We start from the raw sequence: 19,802 nt of genomic DNA, 5'->3' as shown, positions 1-19,802 counted from the left end.
CCATTAACTAACTTTTATTTCATCACCGTCGCTCAACAAGATATAGCGACACGATCTGAGGATATTGAACCATGAATTGGTTATCGCGCACTTTTGCAGGCAATCGCAGCTATATAGGGATCCCTATCATGCTGCTAGCCGTTCTTGCCATGGTTATTCTTCCACTGCCCCCTTGGTTGCTGGATATCCTGTTTACCTTCAACATTGTGCTGGCGGTGATGGTGTTGCTTGTCAGTGTATCTGTCAGGCGTCCCATCGACTTTTCGGTCTTTCCGACAGTGCTATTGTTAGCCACCTTGATGCGGTTAACCTTGAACGTGGCTTCGACGCGTGTGGTTCTCATCGAAGGGCATCAGGGAGGTGATTCCGCAGGACGGGTGATCCAGGCGTTCGGTGAGGTCGTTATCAATGGTAACTATGTCGTCGGTGGGGTGATCTTCTTAATCTTGATGATTATTAACTTTGTGGTGATCACGAAAGGTGGAGAGCGGATCTCTGAGGTATCGGCTCGCTTTACTCTCGATGCGCTTCCTGGCAAACAGATGGCTATCGATGCGGATCTCAATGCGGGGGTCTTGAGCCAAGAGCAAGCAAGAGTTCGTCGTCAGGATGTCGCCCGTGAAGCCGATTTCTATGGTTCTATGGATGGTGCATCTAAATTTGTTCGTGGCGATGCCATCGCAGGTTTAATGATCTTGGCCATCAATATTCTTGGCGGCATCGCTATTGGTGTCTTCATGCATGGTCTGAGTGCAGGAGAGGCGTTCAGGACTTACGCCCTGTTGACCATTGGTGATGGACTCGTTGCCCAAATTCCTTCTCTGTTGTTGGCTACCGCGGCGGCGATTATCGTGACGCGAGTCTCCGATGCCGAGGAGATGCCGACTCAACTGAGTAAGCAGTTGTTGGCTAACCCTAAGACTCTGGCTACTGCAGCCGGGGTGATGACTATTTTGGGCTTGGTACCGGGCATGCCGGCTTTTGTCTTCCTCTCATTTGCGGCCTTGTTAGGTTTTGCAGCCTGGAAGCAGAGCCAGGGAAGGCCGGTCCTGCCCGAAGCCGAAGTTGAAGAGCAGTTGGAGAAGAGTCTGTCAGAGCCTTCGGCCCCCAGTTGGGATGCTTTGCCTTTCACCGATCTTATCGAGGTGCGCTTGGGTTATCGCTTAGTGCACCTGGTTGAGCGCAGCAAGGGCGCCGAGTTGCAGAAACGACTGACGGGTATCAGACGAACCTTGTCTGAACAAGCGGGTTTTTTACTCACAGAAGTCAGGGTCAGGGATAATTTATCCTTAGCGCCCAATGCGTATCAGATTAACCTGATGGGCAACCCTGTGGTGACCGCAGAGTTGGAACCTGAGCGAATGATGGCCATTAAGAGTGGCCCGGTATTTGGTGATATAGATGGTGTCATAACAAAGGAGCCTGCCTACAATATGGATGCGACCTGGATTGAGCCAGAGTTAAAGGCTAAGGCTCTAAATCTGGGGTATTCGGTTGTCGATAATGCCACCGTAATCGCGACGCATGTGAGTAAGCTTATACGTGAATCTTTACCGGATATGCTGCAACATGATGATGTCATCGCCTTGAGCGATCGCCTCGCGAAACAGTCACCTAAATTGGCCGAATCCTTAAGTACGGCATTGACCCCAATCCAGCAGCTTAAGGTGTATCGATTATTGCTCAAAGAGCAGGTGTCATTGAAGGACATCCGCACCATAGCGACGACCTTGCTCGATTGCAGTGAAAACAGTAAAGATCCCGTTCTGTTGGCCGCCGATGTTCGGTGTGCCCTTCGCAACAGTATTCTTCACTCTATCGCGGGCTCTGCTCAGCAGATCAATGTCTTGACGTTGGCACCAGAGCTGGAGCAGACGTTGATGACCGCACTCAACCAGTCTCAGCAGCAGGGTAAGATAGCGCTGGACAGTTTTCCCGTTGAGCCACAATTACTCGCACAGCTGCAACAGAAGATGCCGCAGATTTTAGCGGATGCCAAGGAGCAGGGCTATAGTCCTATGCTGCTGGTGTCGCCACAACTCAGACCTATCCTTGCCCGTTATGCATTGGCCTTTGCCAGGGGATTACATGTGCTCTCATACAATGAGATCCCCGAGACCCGTGAGTTGATGGTCGCGGGGCAGCTGGGCTAGTTAAGTTTGATGGATCCAGTTCGAGAAGATAATTAAAGGGAGCCCGGCTCCCTTTAATTAAGCTTGGTGAGAAGCCAGAAACTTCAATAAGGCATCGATGGCAAAGTTGCGGGCTTCATCTTTTTCCATAAAGACCTCATGACGTGCATGGGGAATATTAACGAGTTGGCAGAGTCCGCCAACGGCACGATATTGAGCGAAGTTATCGACAACCGTGTCTTCATCGGCCTGAAGCATCAAAATGGGCACCCGGCCATGTTTAGCGGCTAAGACTGCGCGCTCTGCCGCATCGATAGACTCATGTAGCCAGCGGTTGGTTGGTGCTCCCACCTGTACCTGTGGGTGCTGCAGGTACAACTTCTTATAATTTTCATAGCGAAGCTGGCTATGAGTCAGATCATTCTTGGCAAACTCAACGGACTCGTAGTCACCTCCTCCTAACACGTAATTAGGCCCTTTGCCCGAGTCTGTGGTGTCGAGCAACCGAGCCAGCCAGCGGATAAAGCGGCGGCCTATCGGCAGCTTTATGCCGAACATGGGGGCCGAAAAGGCGGCAGCCCTAAAGGTATCCGGGTGCCTCTCCATGTAGAGGGTGCCTATAGTTCCCCCCATAGAGTGACCCACCAGGAATAGGTCGAGATATTTTTTGGGCTTAACGACCGTTTCTATAAAGTGAGCAAAGTCATCAATATAAGTATCGAATGTGCCTATGTGTCCCTGTTGGGGATTACTTGTGGTTCTGCTCGACAGGCCTTGTCCGCGATGATCCAGGGCGTAGATACTATAGCCCTGGCGATAAAGATCGAAAATCAGTTCCCGGTATTTAATATATGACTCGATCCGGCCACTGCTTATTACTATGGCCTTTTGGCTGTTTGGGTGCTCGATAAAGGAATAGGCTAAGCTGATATCATCAATTTTGATGACCGATTCGGTAACCTGTAACCACATAGCCTGCTGCTCTGTTGAGTCAAGGTTTCGCTCGGATGAGAAACTCATTCCGGGGACATCGCTTTGAATATTAGCTTGTGGCTCGAGGGCTATCGACATGATATTTACTGAGATTATTTATCTTGATTAGCAGTGTAGCACAGACAGTAAATTGGCCGCGAGCCACCCGTTACGAGTAAGAGATCTCCTGATATCTCTTTACCCCGTAACTCGTGGCTTACTCTAGGATTTGTTAGTTGCCCTTTATCGCTTCTTGGGCCGAGATAAAGTCATCTATCTGCTGCTCCAGCACCTGCATCGGCACCGAACCATTCTCCAGGATCGCATCGTGGAAGGCCCTGATATCAAACTTTTCTCCCAGCGCATCCTCCGCTTTGGCTCGTAAGCGTTTTATGGTGAGCTCCCCAATTTTGTATGACAGTGCCTGTCCCGGCCAGGAGATATATCTGTCTATTTCGGTGGTGACATTATGCATAGAGAGGGCGGTGTTACTGGCCATGAAGTCTAAGGCCTGTTGGCGACTCCAGCCTTTGGCGTGCATGCCGGTATCGACAACCAATCTGGCCGCTCGCCACATCTCATAGGTTAGACGACCAAAATTACTGTAGGGATCTTGGTAGAAACCCGCTTCTAAACCAAGATACTCGGAGTAGAGTCCCCACCCTTCGCCGAATGCCGATATATAGCTATAGCGGCGAAAGTTAGGTAGCGAAGTGAGTTCGGTATTGAGGGATATCTGCAGATGATGTCCCGGCACTGCTTCATGAAGGGTTAGGGCTTCCATTTCGTACAGTGGGCGTTTATCCAGCGCATAGGTATTGACCCAGTAATAGCCTGGCTCATCATCTCTGTTGGAGCCGGAGTAGCGTCCCGTGGTGTATTTAGGCGCTATCTCGGCCGGTACTTCCTGAATGCCATAGGGAGTGCGGGGGAGCTTGCCAAAATATTTTGGCAACATGGCGTCGGCTTTCTTAGCGATATAGGCTGCCTCTTTTAACAGCTCCTCGGCAGTCGTCGGGTAGAACTGAGGATCGGTTCTGAGGAAATGGAGGAAGTCAGCAAAAGAGCCCTTAAAGCCGACCTCAGCGATAATCGTTTCCATCTCGGCCCGGATACGTTTGACCTCTGTTAATCCCAGCTGGTGGACCTGTTCTGAGTTCATATTCAGAGTGGTGTAGTACCTGACCCGGTTTTCATAGAAGGCTTCGCCGTCGGGAAGACTGGCGGTTGCGATACTGGTACGGGCCCCGGGAATATAGCTCAGGGTCATAAAATCATAGAACTGCCGATACAGGGGGAGAACGGTATTCTGAACCAGCTCATGACCCTCTTGGGTCAATGCCGTCTTCTGTGAGTCAGTGAAATGCTTTGGGTATTGAGTGAAAGGCTTAAAGTAACCACTCTGTTCGACTGGTACGATAAAAGCGCTGATGCTCTCTTCAAATCCCTTGAGCGTTATCTTAGGCGGTGTGATCCCACTATCTAACCCCTGTTGTAACCAATGAGTCTGCTGAGCGAAGTAGGTTGGCAGTGCTTTTAGTTTGGCGATGTAGTTCCTATAGTCCCGCTCAGTGGTAAAACGAGCCTTAGCTATCGAGGCGATATAGGCATGAAAACCACTCTCAGAAGAGATTGGGAGGTAGTGATCTTTATAACGATAGAGGTCGACGTTGTTTTGCAGCTGATCTTGCAATATTTGCGCGTTAATCGTTTCCTCTTTCGTCAGCGGGTTTCTATCCTGCGCCTTTAGTGAGTCGAGTATCGCTTGCCGTCTCTTGTTGAGCTTAGCCAGAGCCAGAGGTGACAGGTCGGTCAGTTGTCCCGCTTTATCTAAGTTGCCTTGAGAGTAGGCGAAATCCGGACTGGCATCTAATGTGATGAGCCATGCCTGATCTATCAAGCCTTGTAACTGTGTGTTGGCTGGTGTCTCGACTGCAGGTTCTTGACCCTGAGGCTGGTCGGTATTGACTAGGTTTAGCTGGCATGCACTTAAACTGATGGCGAGCAGGCTGGGTACCAAAATTTTGTACATTGAATCTATCCTTCATCGTTTTAGTTTTAGTTTTAGTTTTAGTTATAAATAAGTCGATCAGGCTGGATGAATTTAGCACTATTTTTATTTTTTGTATGCAATCTCATCGGGAGTCATTTCGAAAGCATCCTCTATTTTCAGGTACAAAAAAGCCGACGATGAGTCGGCTTTCTATGCATATTTTAAATAGCGTTATTTAAAATTAGATCACTCTTGAGAACTGCTGTTGACGCGCTTTCTCACGATAGTAAACATCGAAACAGATACAGATATTACGGATCAACAGGCGACCGGTTGGGCTGATGGTGATCTTTCTATCTGTAATATCGACGAGCTTATCATCGATAAATGTTTGCAGCAGTTTCAGATCTTCCACGAAGTACTCTTCGAAGTTGATTCCGAGCTTCTCATCGATTTGTGCCATATCCAGCTCGAAATGACAGATCAATTGCTTAATCACCACACGGCGGATCTCATCGTCGCGGTTTAAGCTACAGCCTTTCCAGAGTGCATGACCTGACTTGTCTACAGATTCATAGTAAGGGCGGATATCTTTTTGGTTTTGTGCATAACAATCACCGATTTGGCTGATTGAGGATACACCCAGACCTAATAGATCACACTCTTCTTGGGTGGTGTAGCCCTGGAAGTTTCTGTGTAGACGACCTTCATTCTGAAGAATCGATAACTCATCATCTGGTTTAGCAAAATGATCCATACCGATATATTGATAGCCTGCGCCAGTCAATGTCTCGATGGTTTGATGCAACATGTCCAGCTTCTGCTGAGGAGTCGCTAAGTCTTCATCTTTAATCTTACGCTGTGCTGCAAAGCGTGCAGGCAGGTGAGCATAGTTGAAAACAGACAAACGATCCGGGTTCAGGTCCAGAACTCGTTGCATCGTCTCTGCAAACGTTTCAGGAGTCTGGTGTGGCAAACCGTAGATAAGGTCGATGTTGGTAGAGACAAAACCGAGTTCCTTTGCCTTAGCCATCAGGTCAAAGATGAACTGCTCATCTTGTTCGCGATTTACTGCGATCTGGACTTTCTTATTGAAATCTTGCACACCGATAGAGATACGGTTGAAGCCTGCTTCTTTAAGCGTATCTAACATAGATAGCTCAATTTCACGTGGGTCAACTTCGATCGAGTACTCACCCTTATCAGCCACATTGAAGCTGGACTTGATTAAGGCCGATAGTTTTAAGATTTGATCGGGACTCAAGAAGGTCGGTGTACCGCCACCCCAATGAATTTGGGTGACTAAATAATTTTTGAATAGTGGAGCACGTTTTACTATCTCAGCTGCAAGATACTCAATGTATTGATCTGCTTTGTGCTGATGGCGAGTGATCACCTTGTTACAGCCGCAGTAATAACAGAGTTTGGCACAGAAAGGGATGTGGACGTAAAGTGAAAGCTTGTCACTCTTACTGTTTTCAATTGAAGTCAGCAATTTCTCTTCGGTAAAAGAGTCATCAAATTCCAGCGCAGTAGGATAAGAAGTATAACGGGGACCGCTGTAATTGTATTTTTCGATCATTGACTGATCCCAACTAATTTGGGTGGGCTGCTTCAAGGCGTGTCCTCCGGTAGGGTAGTTTAGCAACGTTTAAAGTATGCATCGTTATCTATTCAATAACCTTGATCCATGTTGTAAAAACGAATCCGCATAGCAATGAGAGTGTGAATATCCATGAAATAGGACCGAATGTCTGCGCTCTTATGGGGAATTTGTGCACAGACTCACGCCTTATTGTATTTTACTCTAATGTAAGGCTAATCCTGTTTCGAATATTTATCTTATGGCGTAAATTAATTATATCTTAGCTGGATCTAATGTAAAAGTGTTGGAGTATATGTCACCAACTGTTTAGCTTCCTCAAGAATGGCGGTTTCAAGCTCTGCTTCCGAACGCATGCGAGCGAAATCTAACTTCATCCGCTGCTTCTTCTCAAGCTGCTTTCTTTCGGCCATGATGGGGTGTTCTTCGATTATTTCGAAGTGCTTAAAAATTGCCGGAAACTGTGGCGCAACCTGTTCAGACATCGAGAGTATTCCAAATAATTTTGCTATTCTCATTACGCCTTCAGATAGCTCACACCTCTCCTCTAATATGGCCGTAGCTATATAGCGTATGCTATCTAAGTGCTCATCGACTCTGGCTCTGTTTATGTCTTCCAGCTCCTGCTGTCGCTTTAACCGCTGTGCGGTTTGTTTACGAAGCTTGAGTAATAATGCCGTGGCATAAGCGGCTAAGGTCATAACGATGATGAAACCTAAGATGAGAAGCGCTGTCGTCATTACCTGTCCTGTCTCTATATCTTGTTATAGAAAAATGGCATCCAAAGAGATGCCATCTATTATACTCAAAACACTTCAAGATGCAGGATTCAGCATTTTGAGGTGGCTTGGTATATATACCTATTCGTCGTTACTTATCTTGGTAATCTTTAAGCAGATCGGCACCCGATTCGAACTTATCTAGAAGGTCATCATCGCTGCTGGCTACTGCCGACTTCATGGCATGATCGAGATCATCTTGTTCGGTGATCCCTAAGCGTTCCATGAGTGATTCGATAGTATTGAGTTGCTTGTTAAGCCACTTCTGATCTTCTTCGCTTAAATCTTTCCCTTCTTCCAGCATATCCAGAAGTTGGTTTAGTCTTGGATCTTCCTCTAACTTAAACAGACGTTGTTCATCGGTTAGCTTTGGACCTTTCTCTTTCTTCGGCGCGATGGTTTGACTTGGAAGATCGAGTTTGACCGCGGTTTTGCTGCCATGACGTGAATCTTTTTTCTGTGCTGCAGAGCCTTGAGTGCCACCGACTAGGTTTGAGTTGTGACGGCTTCCAGCTTTATTTCCAGTCTCTTTCTTTTTGCCAGCCAGAACGCGTTCATTCTTTTTGGATCTTGGTGCTAACTTTGGTGCATTTTGATCGGTTTTACGCGATTTTTTAGAGTGTGCCATGGCTTTTTCTCAATAACTGGTAATACAAACTTTATATAGTTGCGCTGATTAAACATCATCAAGCGAACTTTGGTCGCGTTTTATATCAGATCCTGATGGTTTTTGCACCAGAATGAGATCATTTGCTGCGAATAATAGCTTAAAACCTGCCTGTTGGGCTAGAAACTCAAAGGTAAAATGCTGATAAAAGCTGACATGGGTGAGGTTATTCTTGTGGTGCCATCTGTCAAATGCACTCAATTCAGTGAGTAACTTGGTACTGATGGCTAACCAGGCCCCTGGTTTCAGTAGCTTGCCGAGCAAAGACCATTCTTTAAATGGAAAGCGAAAGTGTTCAAAAACCCGGTAGCAACATATAAAGTCATATTGACGCTTGAGCAGGTCATGATTGGCTGCAAAATATGGATCATATTGATATAGGGTGTGCCGATGAGACTCTACACTCAAAACCGTGTCAGGCTCGGCAACTCTTCCGAAGTTCAGGCCAATCAGCGGATCTGTGCTCTGCTGTTCACATTGAAGTATCAAACTCATCAAGAACTGCTTTAAAGGTTTTTGATTCTTTGCGGCCTGTTGTTGATATCTGTGCTTCTCTACCGGGGGAGGGAGATGTGAGTTGGCATCGGAGAAGACGAGTTGACACCGGTCGCAGAGATACATATTGCGTTTTCTATCTTGGTGAAACACAGAGGAGTGTTGATTGTGGCACAGAGGGCATCTACGCATTGTAATAGATCGGTTCACCATTTTAGATTTAGATTATTTTGCCATAAAAAAAGGCGACAGTATGACTGTCGCCTTCACAAAGTGTCAAAGACACCAAATCTTATTCCAAGTATCCATACTTGCTATGCGACTTTCCCGGTCAGTATCCATCTTTTTTTAGTCTGCTTTCCATGCATAGTTTTTAGTTGTTGGTCTTCCAGACGCTTTCTTAATATTCCTGAGTCTTCCTGACTACAGCTTCCGTAGATGGTCTTCATGACACATCACAATCCTATCGTCATCTTTGACGCTAAATAAACCATCCCTGTTTTTTTACGTTTAGTTTAGTGAGGCAAAGCTCTAAAACAGCAAGCTGCGGAGCAATTGTCGCTAAACCTGTAAGGAGAGTGCTATTACAGCAGTTTGGCCTTCCTAACCAAGTCCTTACGAAAATCTTTCTGACCTGGATTTCAATTTGAAATCACGACTCTTATTATTTTTAGTGAGTGGTCTTAGTTGTATTATTGTTATTGAATGTATTTATTCTTATATCTTAAATGTAATTAATACCGAAAACTGTCCGTTATTATTAAATATTTTTTATACAAACAGATGGGTTCATCTCGGTACGGGCTCATTAAACCTAAATCTGTGATCCGTGTCAAGCACGTTTTGCTTGAAGTTTACGTAAAGGTAAGCTTTTAGATGTTAAAAAAGGTGGTCAGGCCACCTTTTATTAACAACTCCTTAATCTTACTTAAGGCTTGATATATATTGAGATAATGCTTCTACATCTTCGCTTGTCAGCTTGCCGGAGATATCTTGCATCATGCCATTAATATCATTGTTACGATTTGCATCATGGAATTTATTGAGTTGAATTTTTAGGTAGTTTGCGTGTTGACCACCAATCGCAGGGAAACCTGCCAGCTCAGAACCACTGCCATCTGGACCATGACAGGCGATACAGGCGGTAATGCCACGAACCATGTCACCACCTTTATATAGCTGCTCACCAGAGGCCGGTATATTTTGGACTTCAGTAATGGCTAATGTCTGTGAGGCATAAAATGCTGCGACATCTTCGATATCCTGATCGTTCAGCATCATTGCCATGCCACCCATTATTGGATCGTTACGTCCCTCTTTTCCGCCTGTTTGAGCTGCGCTACGAAAATCGTGTAGCTGTTTCTTGAGGTATGTAGCTTGCTGGCCTGCAAGTTTTGGATACATGTCTATCAGGCTGTTACCATCAACACCGTGACAGGCTGAACAAACAATGGCTTTAGTTTTTCCAGCTTCAGCATCTCCTTCTGCTACCGCAGGAGTAGAGATTGAGGCTAAAACTGATAGCGCAAGAGCTAACTTTTTCATGGCGTTCCAACTTATTGTTAAATTTTTTTGTCCTGAGCTTACTAGCAATGCCTGCAAGCGTGATAAAATGTAACTTATGTGATCGAGGTAATATTTTACACGAAATTGTGAAAATGTAAGCAACTCTTCGATATTTATAGTGCGAAACCTAAAATTTTTGGAGTGGGTAGTGTCTGAATCTCGTATTGATTTTCGTAAAGCAAAGTTTTTAATCAGTGCTCCTGATATTGCTCATCTGAATGAGCACTTACCTGGGGATGCTGGAGTGGAAATTGCCTTCGCTGGCCGCTCTAATGCTGGTAAGTCAAGTGCATTGAACTTACTGACTGACCAGAAGAGTCTGGCCAGAACCAGTAGAACGCCGGGAAGAACCCAGCTAATTAACATTTTTGAGTTAGATGAGCATCGTCGCTTGGTGGATCTTCCCGGGTATGGATTTGCTCAAGTTCCTCTTGCCTTGAAGAAAAAGTGGCAGGAATCTCTGGGAGAATACCTGCAGGAACGCCAATGTTTGGGTGGAATGGTGGTGCTGATGGACATCAGGCATCCGCTGAAAGATCTGGATATGCAGATGATCGCCTGGGCGTTAGAGAGTGAAATTCCGGTGCTTGCCTTGTTGACTAAGGCTGACAAATTAAAGCAGAGCGAGCGGATGAAGATGGTGAATGAGGTGAGAAAGCACTTAGGTGATTTTGATGACCGGGTTAAGGTCGAGCCTTTCTCATCTTTGAAAGGGATAGGTAAGGCTAAGGTACTGGGTATCTTGAACGAATGGTGTCATCCTCAATGGCTGACAGATGCTCTTGCCGATGCGGAAACTGAAGAAGAGTAATTCTTTGGAATAACACTTTATAAAACAGATTGAGCTTCTCATTTTACCTTGGTGAAATGAGAGGCTTTTTTTTACCCGAAATTCAGACAAAAAAAAGCCGACGGCATTACCATCGGCCAAATTAGCTCTTTTGGGGAGAAGCTAAATTCAACAAGACTCAAGTTCCACCAAGTAAGACTCGGCGGCTCTCAATGACGTCAGCATACATGGAATAGAACCGCATTTAAAGTAAATGCTCTAAATTTTATTTTAGACGAAAAAAAGCCCCAGCAAAATAAATTGCTGGGGCGCCATAATTTGGCTGTTCACTATAACAGTGATATAAAAAGGTCTGAAAGATAGAACATCTTAACCTCTGTACCCTACGCAGAGAATATTACCTCATTGGTCTTAATATGAAAAACTGTTTCTTGAAAAAGACTGCAATTATGTGACGTCGATCTAACGTTCTTGTTTAAAATTGAGCGATTTATGATCTAAAAATGTCGTTTTTTTGTTTGATAATGAGTCGGTTAACCCTATTTGCGTAAAAAACATCCCTAAATTGATCTTTTTGCCACATTTAGAGTTTTTGCTCAGTGAACTTGGAGAGATTTAGTTGTTTTGGAAGCTTAATATCTATCTTGGATTGGCATTTGGCGACACTGAGGCGGTTTTTTATGGAATGAGGATAGAATTTCCATGAGAAGGGCGTAGTTCTTACCGGGAAAAAAACGCCCCTAAAGATAAGGGGCGTTAATGGTACAGCGTTATTCGGGGTCGTTTGGCTAGTGAGCCTGCTCCCAGTTGTCGCCGAGCCCGGCTTCGGCTAACAGTTCCACATCAAGATCGGCAGCTTCCGCCATCAACTGACATACTTTTTCCTGAAGTGCTTCGGCTTTATCACTGTCGACCTCAAACACCAATTCATCGTGCACCTGCATGATAAGGGTGATCTCACCATCTGTTTCATTTGCAATCCAGTCTGCAACATTAATCATGGCTTTCTTGATTATATCGGCTGCGGTACCTTGCATCGGAGCGTTAATCGCGGCTCGCTCGGCAGCTTGACGTCGCATGGCGTTTCTATCTTTAATTGCCGGTAGATATAAACGTCGTCCATAGAGTGTAGAGACATAACCCAGATCGGCTGCGATTGCCCGTGTCTCTTCCATATAGTTAAGTACGCCCGGATAACGCTTAAAGTAGGTATCTATGTATTTTTGAGCTTCACCACGCGGGATATCGAGCTGGCGAGCGAGGCCAAATGCGGACATGCCATAGATCAAACCAAAGTTAACCGCCTTGGCGCGGCGTCTCTGCTCGGTTGTGACCTCTGTGAAGTCAACATCAAAGACCTCTGCAGCAGTCGCCTTATGAATATCTTTACCTTCTGAAAATGCGGTCAGTAAACCTTTGTCCTGAGAAAGGTGTGCCATGATGCGTAACTCAATTTGAGAGTAATCGGCAGCAAGTACTTTTCTACCTTCCTGAGCAATAAACGCATGACGGATCCGTCGTCCCTCTTCGGTTCGAATGGGGATGTTTTGCAGATTTGGCTCACTGGAAGATAAACGTCCGGTGGCGGCATTGGCTTGATGGTAACTGGTATGAATACGGCCGGTCTGCGCATTGACCATCAGCGGCAGTTTATCGGTATAGGTACTCTTTAGTTTTGCTAAGCTTCTGTGTTGCAAAATGATCTTAGGCAATGGGTAATCTAAGGCTAGTTCAACTAACACCTCTTCAGCGGTCGATGGCGCACCTTTAGGCGTCTTCTTGATGATCGGGTAGCCCAGTTTTTCAAAGAAGAGCACTTGCAGCTGTTTTGGTGAGCTTAAGTTAAAGGGTTCACCGGCAATTTCATATGCCTTCTGCTCAAGCTCATCGATGGTTCTGGCTAGCTCTTCGCTTTGTTGACCCAATAGCATGCTGTCGATAAGCACCCCTTGGCGCTCCATACCGGAAAGCACTTGAATCAAAGGCAACTCGATATCGGTAAATACGGAGGCTAACTCAGGCTCTTTTTGTAATCTTGGCCAGAGGTGTTGGTGCAATCTTAGGGTGATGTCCGCATCTTCAGCCGCATAAGGTGCGGCAACCTCTAATGAGATCTGGTTGAAGGTAAGCTGTTTTACCCCTTTCCCCGCAATCTCTTCAAAACTGATATTTTTATGGCCCAGATATTTAAGTGCCAAGTCATCCATGTTGTGCTTGGATGCGACCGAGTTGAATACATATGATTCGAGCATAGTATCGAAGGCGATACCCTGCAGCTTTATACCGACATTAGCCAGAATACTCATGTCGTATTTTAAATTCTGGCCCACTTTTTTAATCTCTGGATTTTCCAACAGAGGTTTCAATTTGGCCAATGCGTCGGCTTGGTTAAGTTGCTGTGGCGCGTCAAGATAGTCATGGGCTAAGGGCAGATAGGCTGCTTTACCCGCTTCTATAGCAAAAGAGAGTCCGACAAGTTTTGCCTCCATATAATTGAGGCTGGTAGTTTCGGTGTCGACCGCGAAAAGCTCCGCTGTTGACAGCTTATCGATCCACTCATCAAGCTCATCATGGGTAAGAATCGTCGTGTATTCGGTTTCGATATCTTGTCTGGGAAGTTCTTCCTCTTCTGTCGACTCTTGAGTCGATGCACTTGAGCCGCTCTTATTATCGAGCACTTCTGCCAACCAACGCTTGAACTCCATTTCGCCATAGCATTTTATCAACTCATCTTTGTCAGCCGGAGTGATGGTGAGATCTTTCCAGTCCTGTTCAAGTTCGACATCGAGTTTAATGGTTGCGAGCTCGTAGGAGAGTTTCAACATGTCACCATGCTCGGCTAATTTAGCGGGCATGGTCTTAGAGCCTCTGAAACCAAGCTCAGGCATTTTTTCTGGTGCAGCAAGAATTTTATCTATGCTTCCTGCGCCGGTTAACATGGCAAGAGCCGTTTTTTCTCCGACACCAGGCAGGCCTGGAATGTTGTCAGCTTTGTCACCCTGAAGCGCTAACAGATCGATGATTAACTCAGGGCCGACGCCAAATTTCTCGGTAACCTCAGCGGGTCCCATTATGGTGTTAGTCATAGTATTGATAAGCGTGACATTCTCATCGACCAGCTGAGCCATATCTTTATCACCCGTACTGATAAGGACGGCTCGACCTTCCTTACTGGCTTGAGTAGAGATGGTACCGATAACATCGTCGGCTTCGACTCCGGAAATGCAAACCAGAGGTAAGCCCAGAGCACGTATTATTCTGTGCAGTGGCTCTATTTGAGAACGCAGATCATCCGGCATCGCTGGTCTATGAGCTTTGTACTCTTCATACATATCGTTACGAAAGGTTTTTCCTTTCGCATCGAATACAACGGCCATTTGGCTGGGCTTATATTGATTAAGCAGGCTACGAAGCATATTAATTACGCCATAGACAGCCCCGGTTGCTTCACCTTTAGAGTTCGTGAGATGTGGAGGCGCATAATAAGCTCGATATAGGTAGGAGGAACCATCCACAAGAACTAAAGGGTTTTCAGCAATTTTTGGCATAATTAGTATTCGATTTTGGATTTTCGATGATGCCGCTAGCATGCCACATATGGGCGTTTTCAGCCATTGTAAATTATTCTACAGCCTGTGGATAACTCTGTGTGTGAAAAATTGCTTGTGGTATGTACAACCAGATATGAGTAGAAATCGGCTCGCGGCAAGCCATTGATTTAATGGTCTAAATCAAAAAAGTGTGAAGTGGGTATAAGTTTCTTGAAAATGATCTCGATTTGTGGACTTAATTTTTTTGCTCTCTTTTTCGATTCTGTGCTTGGTTAAATATTCGGCGCTTGATAAAGTCGAGGAACTAACTTAGCACGAAAAATAATCGGATCAAGTGATTTGTTGTGGTCTTGTTAAAATAAAAAAGTATATGGAGAGCGTTTTTAATGAAAAAAATAGCAGTCTTATTGAGTGGTGCAGGTGTATTCGATGGTTCAGAGATCCATGAGGCTGTGTTAACTATGTTGGCACTCACTAAACTCGGTGCTAGTTATCAATGTTTTGCTCCTGATATTGAGCAGATGCATGTCGTCAATCACCTGACTGGAGAAGTTTCTGCTGAAGAGAGTCGAAATGTTCTGGTGGAGTCGGCAAGAATTGCGAGGGGCGAGATCACGGCTACCGATCGACTCGATATCGAGGCATTCGATGCACTAGTTATTCCTGGTGGTTTTGGTGCGGCAAAGAATCTGTGTAACTTCGCAACCAATGGCAGTGACTGTGAGATCCCTCTCGAGGTTGCCGATTTTATCTCCGAATTTGCCGATGCGAAAAAGCCTGTCGGCTTTATCTGTATAGCCCCAATCATGATCCCACTGCTTTATGGAGAAGGAGTGACGGGGACGATAGGCAACGATGTTGATACGGCTCAGGCATTTAACCTGATGGGAGGCCATCATCAAGAAGCCGTTGTACAAGAGATTATCGTGGACGAAGCCAATAAGGTTGTCAGTACACCAGCATATATGTTGGCTGGAAATATTGCCGAAGCTAACGAAGGTATCGAGAAGCTGGTAAAGAAAGTACTGGAGATGGTTTAAAAAAAGGTAAAATAGGACTGGCTAGAGCGCTTCGCTTCGAGGGCGGCCAGCGCTCTAAGTGGATCTCTTTCAGCCCTATATGTGGTTATAAATCAGATTGCATTCGCCATTTTCATTAGAAATAGTGCAAAACCTCCAAATAGAACAATGAAAATGATGAGCATGATAATGAGTGTTTTAGATTGTCCAGCCGATTCTGCAAAACCAAATTCGGTTGGAAAAAGTTGAGAGATTAAACTTGGCTCTTGGGCCTGTTTATTATGAGGCCGTTTACTCGGTATTTTGTCCATAATTACCTCTATCCTTGAGTGATTATTGGATACTAATGATGTTTGTTTATTAAATCAAACCTACAGGAGGGAGTACCAGCTCCCTCTCTTTCTCACTAGCCCGGAGGCATTGTCAGCCGTATTCGTAGCGAAACCATCCGGAACTAGAGCCTAGGTTCTTCTCTTGCTATCAATCAATCCCTGTAACAGACCTACCACCAGACCACCGGTATGTGCGCCATTGGCGATGGAGAGCCCGAATAGGTCGGTGAATCCGAAGACTAACCATAGCATCAAAAAACCCATTAATGCCGGTGGGAGTCCAATGCCTTTCTCTGGCCTCTTCACTCCCATGATCCAGGTGTAACCCACGACTCCATAGACGACACCTGAAAGACCACCGAAATGGGGGCCGCCAATAAAATATTGCAGAATATTGGGAAGGGTTCCCGCGACCAAAAGCAGGGTAAGCAGAGGGGATACACCGATTTTATTTTCAATTTTCCCACCTAGATACCACCACCAGAGCAGATTGAAAATGATGTGCAGGGCAGAAAAGTGTAATAGCGATGGGGTGAATACTCGCCAAAAATCGGTGAGTTCGGTGCCGGGTACGGCATTAAAGAAGGAGAGGTATTCATAAATCGGGTTGGCAAAGCCGAGGTTGAATCCGGCAAAAATCAAAATACAGACGCCAAAAACCGATAGCGTCAGCGGGCCTGCTCCCGTAATGAATTGGGTCAGCAACTGAAGCGCTGGAGCGCCATAGTCAAATTTTGCGTTGGTATCACCGTTATCCCAAGAAGCCTGAAGGTATTTCTCATCGTAGGGATTTTGAATAAAGCGCTGGTACTCAATTCCGGCCCGTACACTATCTTGATCATGAATAACGATTAAGCTAACACCTTGTTCAGCAGCGATCACTTTGCAATCTATATTTTGACCCTTAAGGTAATCGACGAGTGCTTGAGCTGCGCGCTCATTGGGTAATCTGCCTATTTCTATCATCGAGTGTCCTTATCAAAATGTCGCTGAATTCGCTCAGAGTTAAGGTTATGCGTGTGCTTCTTGCCAAGCCTGGTAACCACCGTCCAGACTGTATACTTGATCAAAGCCCTGTTCGACAAGATATTGTGCGGCGCTTTGGCTACTGATCCCATGATAACAGATGACGATGAGGGGGAGATCCATATCGGCTTCTGCTATGAAACTGGCTAAATTTTCATTAGAAAGATTGATAGAACCTGCTACATGGCCTGACTCGAAGCTGGCTGCGTCGCGAATATCGGCTATCTGGATATCAGGGCTACTCTCTGAGAGTTGGATCAATTGATTGACACTAAAATGCTGGAAGCTAGACATAATGCGGTTCTTTTAAGGAGGAGTCGTTGGTTTAAGTGTGTAATACGGGGCCGTATTAGTACAGCCCCATGCCGGTAATTAATCCCAGTTAAGAATAACCTTACCCGACTGACCCGAACGCATAGCGTCGAAGCCTTGCTGGAAGTCATCAATCTTGAAATGGTGAGTGATAATCGGAGATATATCTAACCCGGATTGGATCAGGCTCGCCATCTTGTACCAAGTTTCAAACATCTCACGACCGTAGATACCCTTCAGGATTAATCCTTTAAAGATAACTTTACTCCAGTCGATCGCCATCTCTCCACCAGGAATACCCAGCATGGCAATTTTGCCACCGTGGTTCATGGTATCCAGCATGGAGTGGAATGCACTCGGTACTCCCGACATTTCCAGGCCAACATCGAAGCCTTCGGTCATGCCAAGTTCTTCCATAACCTCTTCGAGACTTTCCTTAGCAACATTGACGGTACGTGTCGCCCCCATCTTATTGGCTAATTCGAGGCGGTACTCATTGACGTCCGTGATCACCACGTGGCGAGCGCCAACATGACGGCAAACGGCGGCAGCCATGATCCCGATAGGACCCGCACCTGTGATTAACACATCCTCACCGACCAAATCGAAAGAGAGTGCCGTATGCACTGCATTACCAAATGGATCGAAGATAGAGGCGAGATCATCTGAGATATCATCGGGAATTTTAAAGGCATTGAATGCCGGAATAACTAAATATTCTGCAAAAGCCCCGTCACGATTGACGCCTACCCCGGAGGTATTGCGACAAAGATGAGTTCGTCCACCTCGACAGTTACGGCAATGACCACAGGTAATATGGCCTTCACCGGAAACGCGGTCTCCGACATCGAAACCACGCACTTCAATTCCCATATCGATGACTTCACCAACATATTCATGCCCAACCACCATAGGAACCGGAATGGTTTTTTGTGACCACTCATCCCAGTTATAGATATGGATATCGGTACCACAGATAGCCGTTTTTCTGATCTTTATTAACAGATCGTTATGGCCCATCTCCGGCTTGGGAGCATCGACCATCCAGATACCCTCTTCTGGCTTTAGTTTACTCAGTGCTTTCATTTTGTAACCTTAGCTTGTTTAAGGGCATCGAACATCCCATTTGATAACCTTAGTTGGATTAGAAGCACCGAACATCCAAATACCTTTTTCAGATATAAGCTTACTCAATGCTTTCATCTCGATATTCTATTTAAATGATACCCATCTCTTTGGCTATACGAGTAAACGCCTCGATAGCTCTGTCTATCTGTGCTTTTGTGTGAGCCGCAGACATCTGAGTGCGGATACGCGCTTGTCCCTTAGGTACAACCGGGAATGAGAAGCCGACGACATAGATGTTCTCTTCGAGTAGTCGGTTTGCGAAGTCACCAGCTAGCTTAGCATCGCCAATCATTACCGGAATAATGGCATGATCTGCACCACCTAAAGTAAAGCCTGCTTCGGTCATTTTTTCACGAAAGTAACGGCTATTTTCCCAAACGGCTTCACGTAGTGCCTGTCCAGACTTAAGCATTTCGAGTACATGAATCGATGCCGTGACAATAGAAGGAGCTAAAGAGTTAGAGAATAGGTATGGACGAGAGCGCTGACGTAACCAATCGACCACCTCTTTTTTAGCCGATGTAAATCCACCCGATGCACCACCTAAAGCCTTACCTAAGGTACCGGTAATAATATCGACGCGATCCATCACTTCGCAATATTCATGTGTGCCACGGCCATTGGCTCCAATGAAGCCTACCGCATGAGAGTCATCGACCATAACGAGTGCACCGTATTTATCGGCGAGATCACAGACACCCTTCAGGTTGGCAATAACGCCATCCATCGAGAATACCCCATCGGTAGCAATCATGATGTTACGGGCACCGGCTTCTTTTGCGGCCTTAAGTTGAGTTTCGAGATCGGCCATATCGTTGTTGGCGTAACGGAAGCGCTTAGCCTTACAGAGGCGAACTCCGTCAATAATTGAAGCATGATTAAGGGCATCTGAGATGATGGCGTCTTCACCGCTCAGTAGTGTTTCAAACAGACCCGCATTCGCATCGAAGCATGAAGAGTAAAGAATCGTGTCTTCCATGCCTAAAAATTCACTCAGGCTAGACTCGAGTTGCTTATGAATATCTTGGGTGCCACAAATAAAACGAACCGAAGCCATACCAAAACCATGGTCATTCAATCCGGCTTGAGCCGCTTTTATTAGCTCAGGGTGGTTGGCAAGGCCAAGGTAGTTATTGGCACAGAAGTTCATCACTTCGGTTCCATTGACCCGAATCTCGGTTTGCTGAGGAGAGACGATTACGCGCTCACTCTTGTATAAGCCTTCGGCTTTAACGTCTGCGAGCTGTTGATTGATCTGGTTGTAGAATGAGGTCGTTGTCACCTTAATTCTCCTTCGTTAGCATTATTTTGAGTATGGGAGTGGCGGCATTTTAACCTTAAAATCGTTAGCCCTACAGCCTTTTTTTCATCGGTGGCAGCAAGATTAATTAGTTTAGGGGATGCAGAGTGTTCACATTAATAAAACTAATCGTTAAC

Annotated in this window: 17 protein-coding genes; 3 read left to right on the top strand and 14 right to left on the bottom strand. The window is 45.7% G+C overall.

Going from position 1 to position 19,802, the window contains the following annotated elements:
* Nucleotides 1-71: 71 nt before the first annotated feature.
* Nucleotides 72-2,153, top strand: coding sequence for a flagellar biosynthesis protein FlhA (gene flhA, locus EKG38_RS15070; RefSeq protein WP_126521053.1), 2,082 nt, complete (start codon nucleotides 72-74; stop codon nucleotides 2,151-2,153).
* A 57-nt stretch (nucleotides 2,154-2,210) separates the two neighbouring features.
* On the opposite strand, the gene EKG38_RS15065 is transcribed toward flhA, so the two are convergent.
* The 8 genes from EKG38_RS15065 to EKG38_RS15035 form a co-directional block, all read right to left on the bottom strand.
* On the bottom strand, nucleotides 2,211-3,203 hold the full coding sequence (locus EKG38_RS15065) for an alpha/beta fold hydrolase (protein ID WP_126521052.1): 993 nt from the start codon (nucleotides 3,201-3,203) through the stop codon (nucleotides 2,211-2,213).
* 133 nt (nucleotides 3,204-3,336) lie between these two features.
* Nucleotides 3,337-5,136 (bottom strand): DUF885 domain-containing protein, encoded by a 1,800-nt coding sequence (locus EKG38_RS15060; RefSeq protein ID WP_126521051.1) that lies wholly within the window; start codon nucleotides 5,134-5,136, stop codon nucleotides 3,337-3,339.
* A gap of 202 nt (nucleotides 5,137-5,338) precedes the next feature.
* Complete coding sequence (hemN, locus tag EKG38_RS15055; RefSeq protein WP_126521050.1) at nucleotides 5,339-6,715, bottom strand: oxygen-independent coproporphyrinogen III oxidase; 1,377 nt, start codon at nucleotides 6,713-6,715, stop codon at nucleotides 5,339-5,341.
* A 257-nt stretch (nucleotides 6,716-6,972) separates the two neighbouring features.
* Nucleotides 6,973-7,440, bottom strand: coding sequence for a DUF2489 domain-containing protein (locus tag EKG38_RS15050; protein ID WP_126521049.1), 468 nt, complete (start codon nucleotides 7,438-7,440; stop codon nucleotides 6,973-6,975).
* Between the two features lie 130 nt (nucleotides 7,441-7,570).
* Nucleotides 7,571-8,107, bottom strand: a complete 537-nt coding sequence (yihI, locus tag EKG38_RS15045; protein ID WP_126521048.1) for a Der GTPase-activating protein YihI — start codon at nucleotides 8,105-8,107, stop codon at nucleotides 7,571-7,573.
* Nucleotides 8,108-8,155: 48 nt separating this feature from the next.
* Entirely contained in the window at nucleotides 8,156-8,833 is a 678-nt protein-coding gene (locus EKG38_RS15040) for a methyltransferase domain-containing protein (RefSeq protein WP_185826868.1), read from the bottom strand.
* A gap of 122 nt (nucleotides 8,834-8,955) precedes the next feature.
* On the bottom strand, nucleotides 8,956-9,090 hold the full coding sequence (locus tag EKG38_RS25360) for a hypothetical protein (protein ID WP_281277003.1): 135 nt from the start codon (nucleotides 9,088-9,090) through the stop codon (nucleotides 8,956-8,958).
* Nucleotides 9,091-9,565: 475 nt separating this feature from the next.
* Nucleotides 9,566-10,186, bottom strand: a complete 621-nt coding sequence (locus EKG38_RS15035; protein ID WP_126521046.1) for a c-type cytochrome — start codon at nucleotides 10,184-10,186, stop codon at nucleotides 9,566-9,568.
* 169 nt (nucleotides 10,187-10,355) lie between these two features.
* Here EKG38_RS15035 and yihA point away from each other — a divergent pair, with 169 nt between their 5' ends.
* A complete protein-coding gene (gene yihA / locus EKG38_RS15030; RefSeq protein ID WP_126521045.1) occupies nucleotides 10,356-11,018 on the top strand; it encodes a ribosome biogenesis GTP-binding protein YihA/YsxC in 663 nt (220 codons plus the stop codon).
* A gap of 767 nt (nucleotides 11,019-11,785) precedes the next feature.
* Here the strand turns inward: yihA and polA are convergent.
* On the bottom strand, nucleotides 11,786-14,545 hold the full coding sequence (gene polA, locus EKG38_RS15025) for a DNA polymerase I (RefSeq protein WP_126521044.1): 2,760 nt from the start codon (nucleotides 14,543-14,545) through the stop codon (nucleotides 11,786-11,788).
* A gap of 389 nt (nucleotides 14,546-14,934) precedes the next feature.
* Here polA and elbB point away from each other — a divergent pair, with 389 nt between their 5' ends.
* Nucleotides 14,935-15,588, top strand: coding sequence for an isoprenoid biosynthesis glyoxalase ElbB (gene elbB, locus EKG38_RS15020; RefSeq protein WP_126521043.1), 654 nt, complete (start codon nucleotides 14,935-14,937; stop codon nucleotides 15,586-15,588).
* A 92-nt stretch (nucleotides 15,589-15,680) separates the two neighbouring features.
* Here the strand turns inward: elbB and EKG38_RS15015 are convergent, their stop codons facing one another.
* The 5 genes from EKG38_RS15015 to EKG38_RS14995 form a co-directional block, all read right to left on the bottom strand.
* Nucleotides 15,681-15,878, bottom strand: coding sequence for a hypothetical protein (locus EKG38_RS15015; RefSeq protein ID WP_126521042.1), 198 nt, complete (start codon nucleotides 15,876-15,878; stop codon nucleotides 15,681-15,683).
* Between the two features lie 150 nt (nucleotides 15,879-16,028).
* A complete protein-coding gene (glpG, locus tag EKG38_RS15010) occupies nucleotides 16,029-16,865 on the bottom strand; it encodes a rhomboid family intramembrane serine protease GlpG (protein ID WP_126521041.1) in 837 nt (278 codons plus the stop codon).
* Nucleotides 16,866-16,910: 45 nt separating this feature from the next.
* Nucleotides 16,911-17,219, bottom strand: coding sequence for a thiosulfate sulfurtransferase GlpE (glpE, locus tag EKG38_RS15005; protein ID WP_126521040.1), 309 nt, complete (start codon nucleotides 17,217-17,219; stop codon nucleotides 16,911-16,913).
* A gap of 78 nt (nucleotides 17,220-17,297) precedes the next feature.
* The gene (gene tdh / locus EKG38_RS15000) at nucleotides 17,298-18,323 is read right to left on the bottom strand and encodes an L-threonine 3-dehydrogenase (RefSeq protein WP_126521039.1); all 1,026 of its coding nucleotides are present in this window, start codon (nucleotides 18,321-18,323) and stop codon (nucleotides 17,298-17,300) included.
* 130 nt (nucleotides 18,324-18,453) lie between these two features.
* Nucleotides 18,454-19,647, bottom strand: a complete 1,194-nt coding sequence (locus EKG38_RS14995; protein WP_126521038.1) for a glycine C-acetyltransferase — start codon at nucleotides 19,645-19,647, stop codon at nucleotides 18,454-18,456.
* Between the last annotated feature and the right edge of the window lie 155 nt (nucleotides 19,648-19,802).

The organism is Shewanella canadensis (assembly GCF_003966225.1).
GTDB lineage: Bacteria > Pseudomonadota > Gammaproteobacteria > Enterobacterales > Shewanellaceae > Shewanella > Shewanella canadensis.
This window is presented reverse-complemented; position numbering and strand designations above follow the sequence as displayed.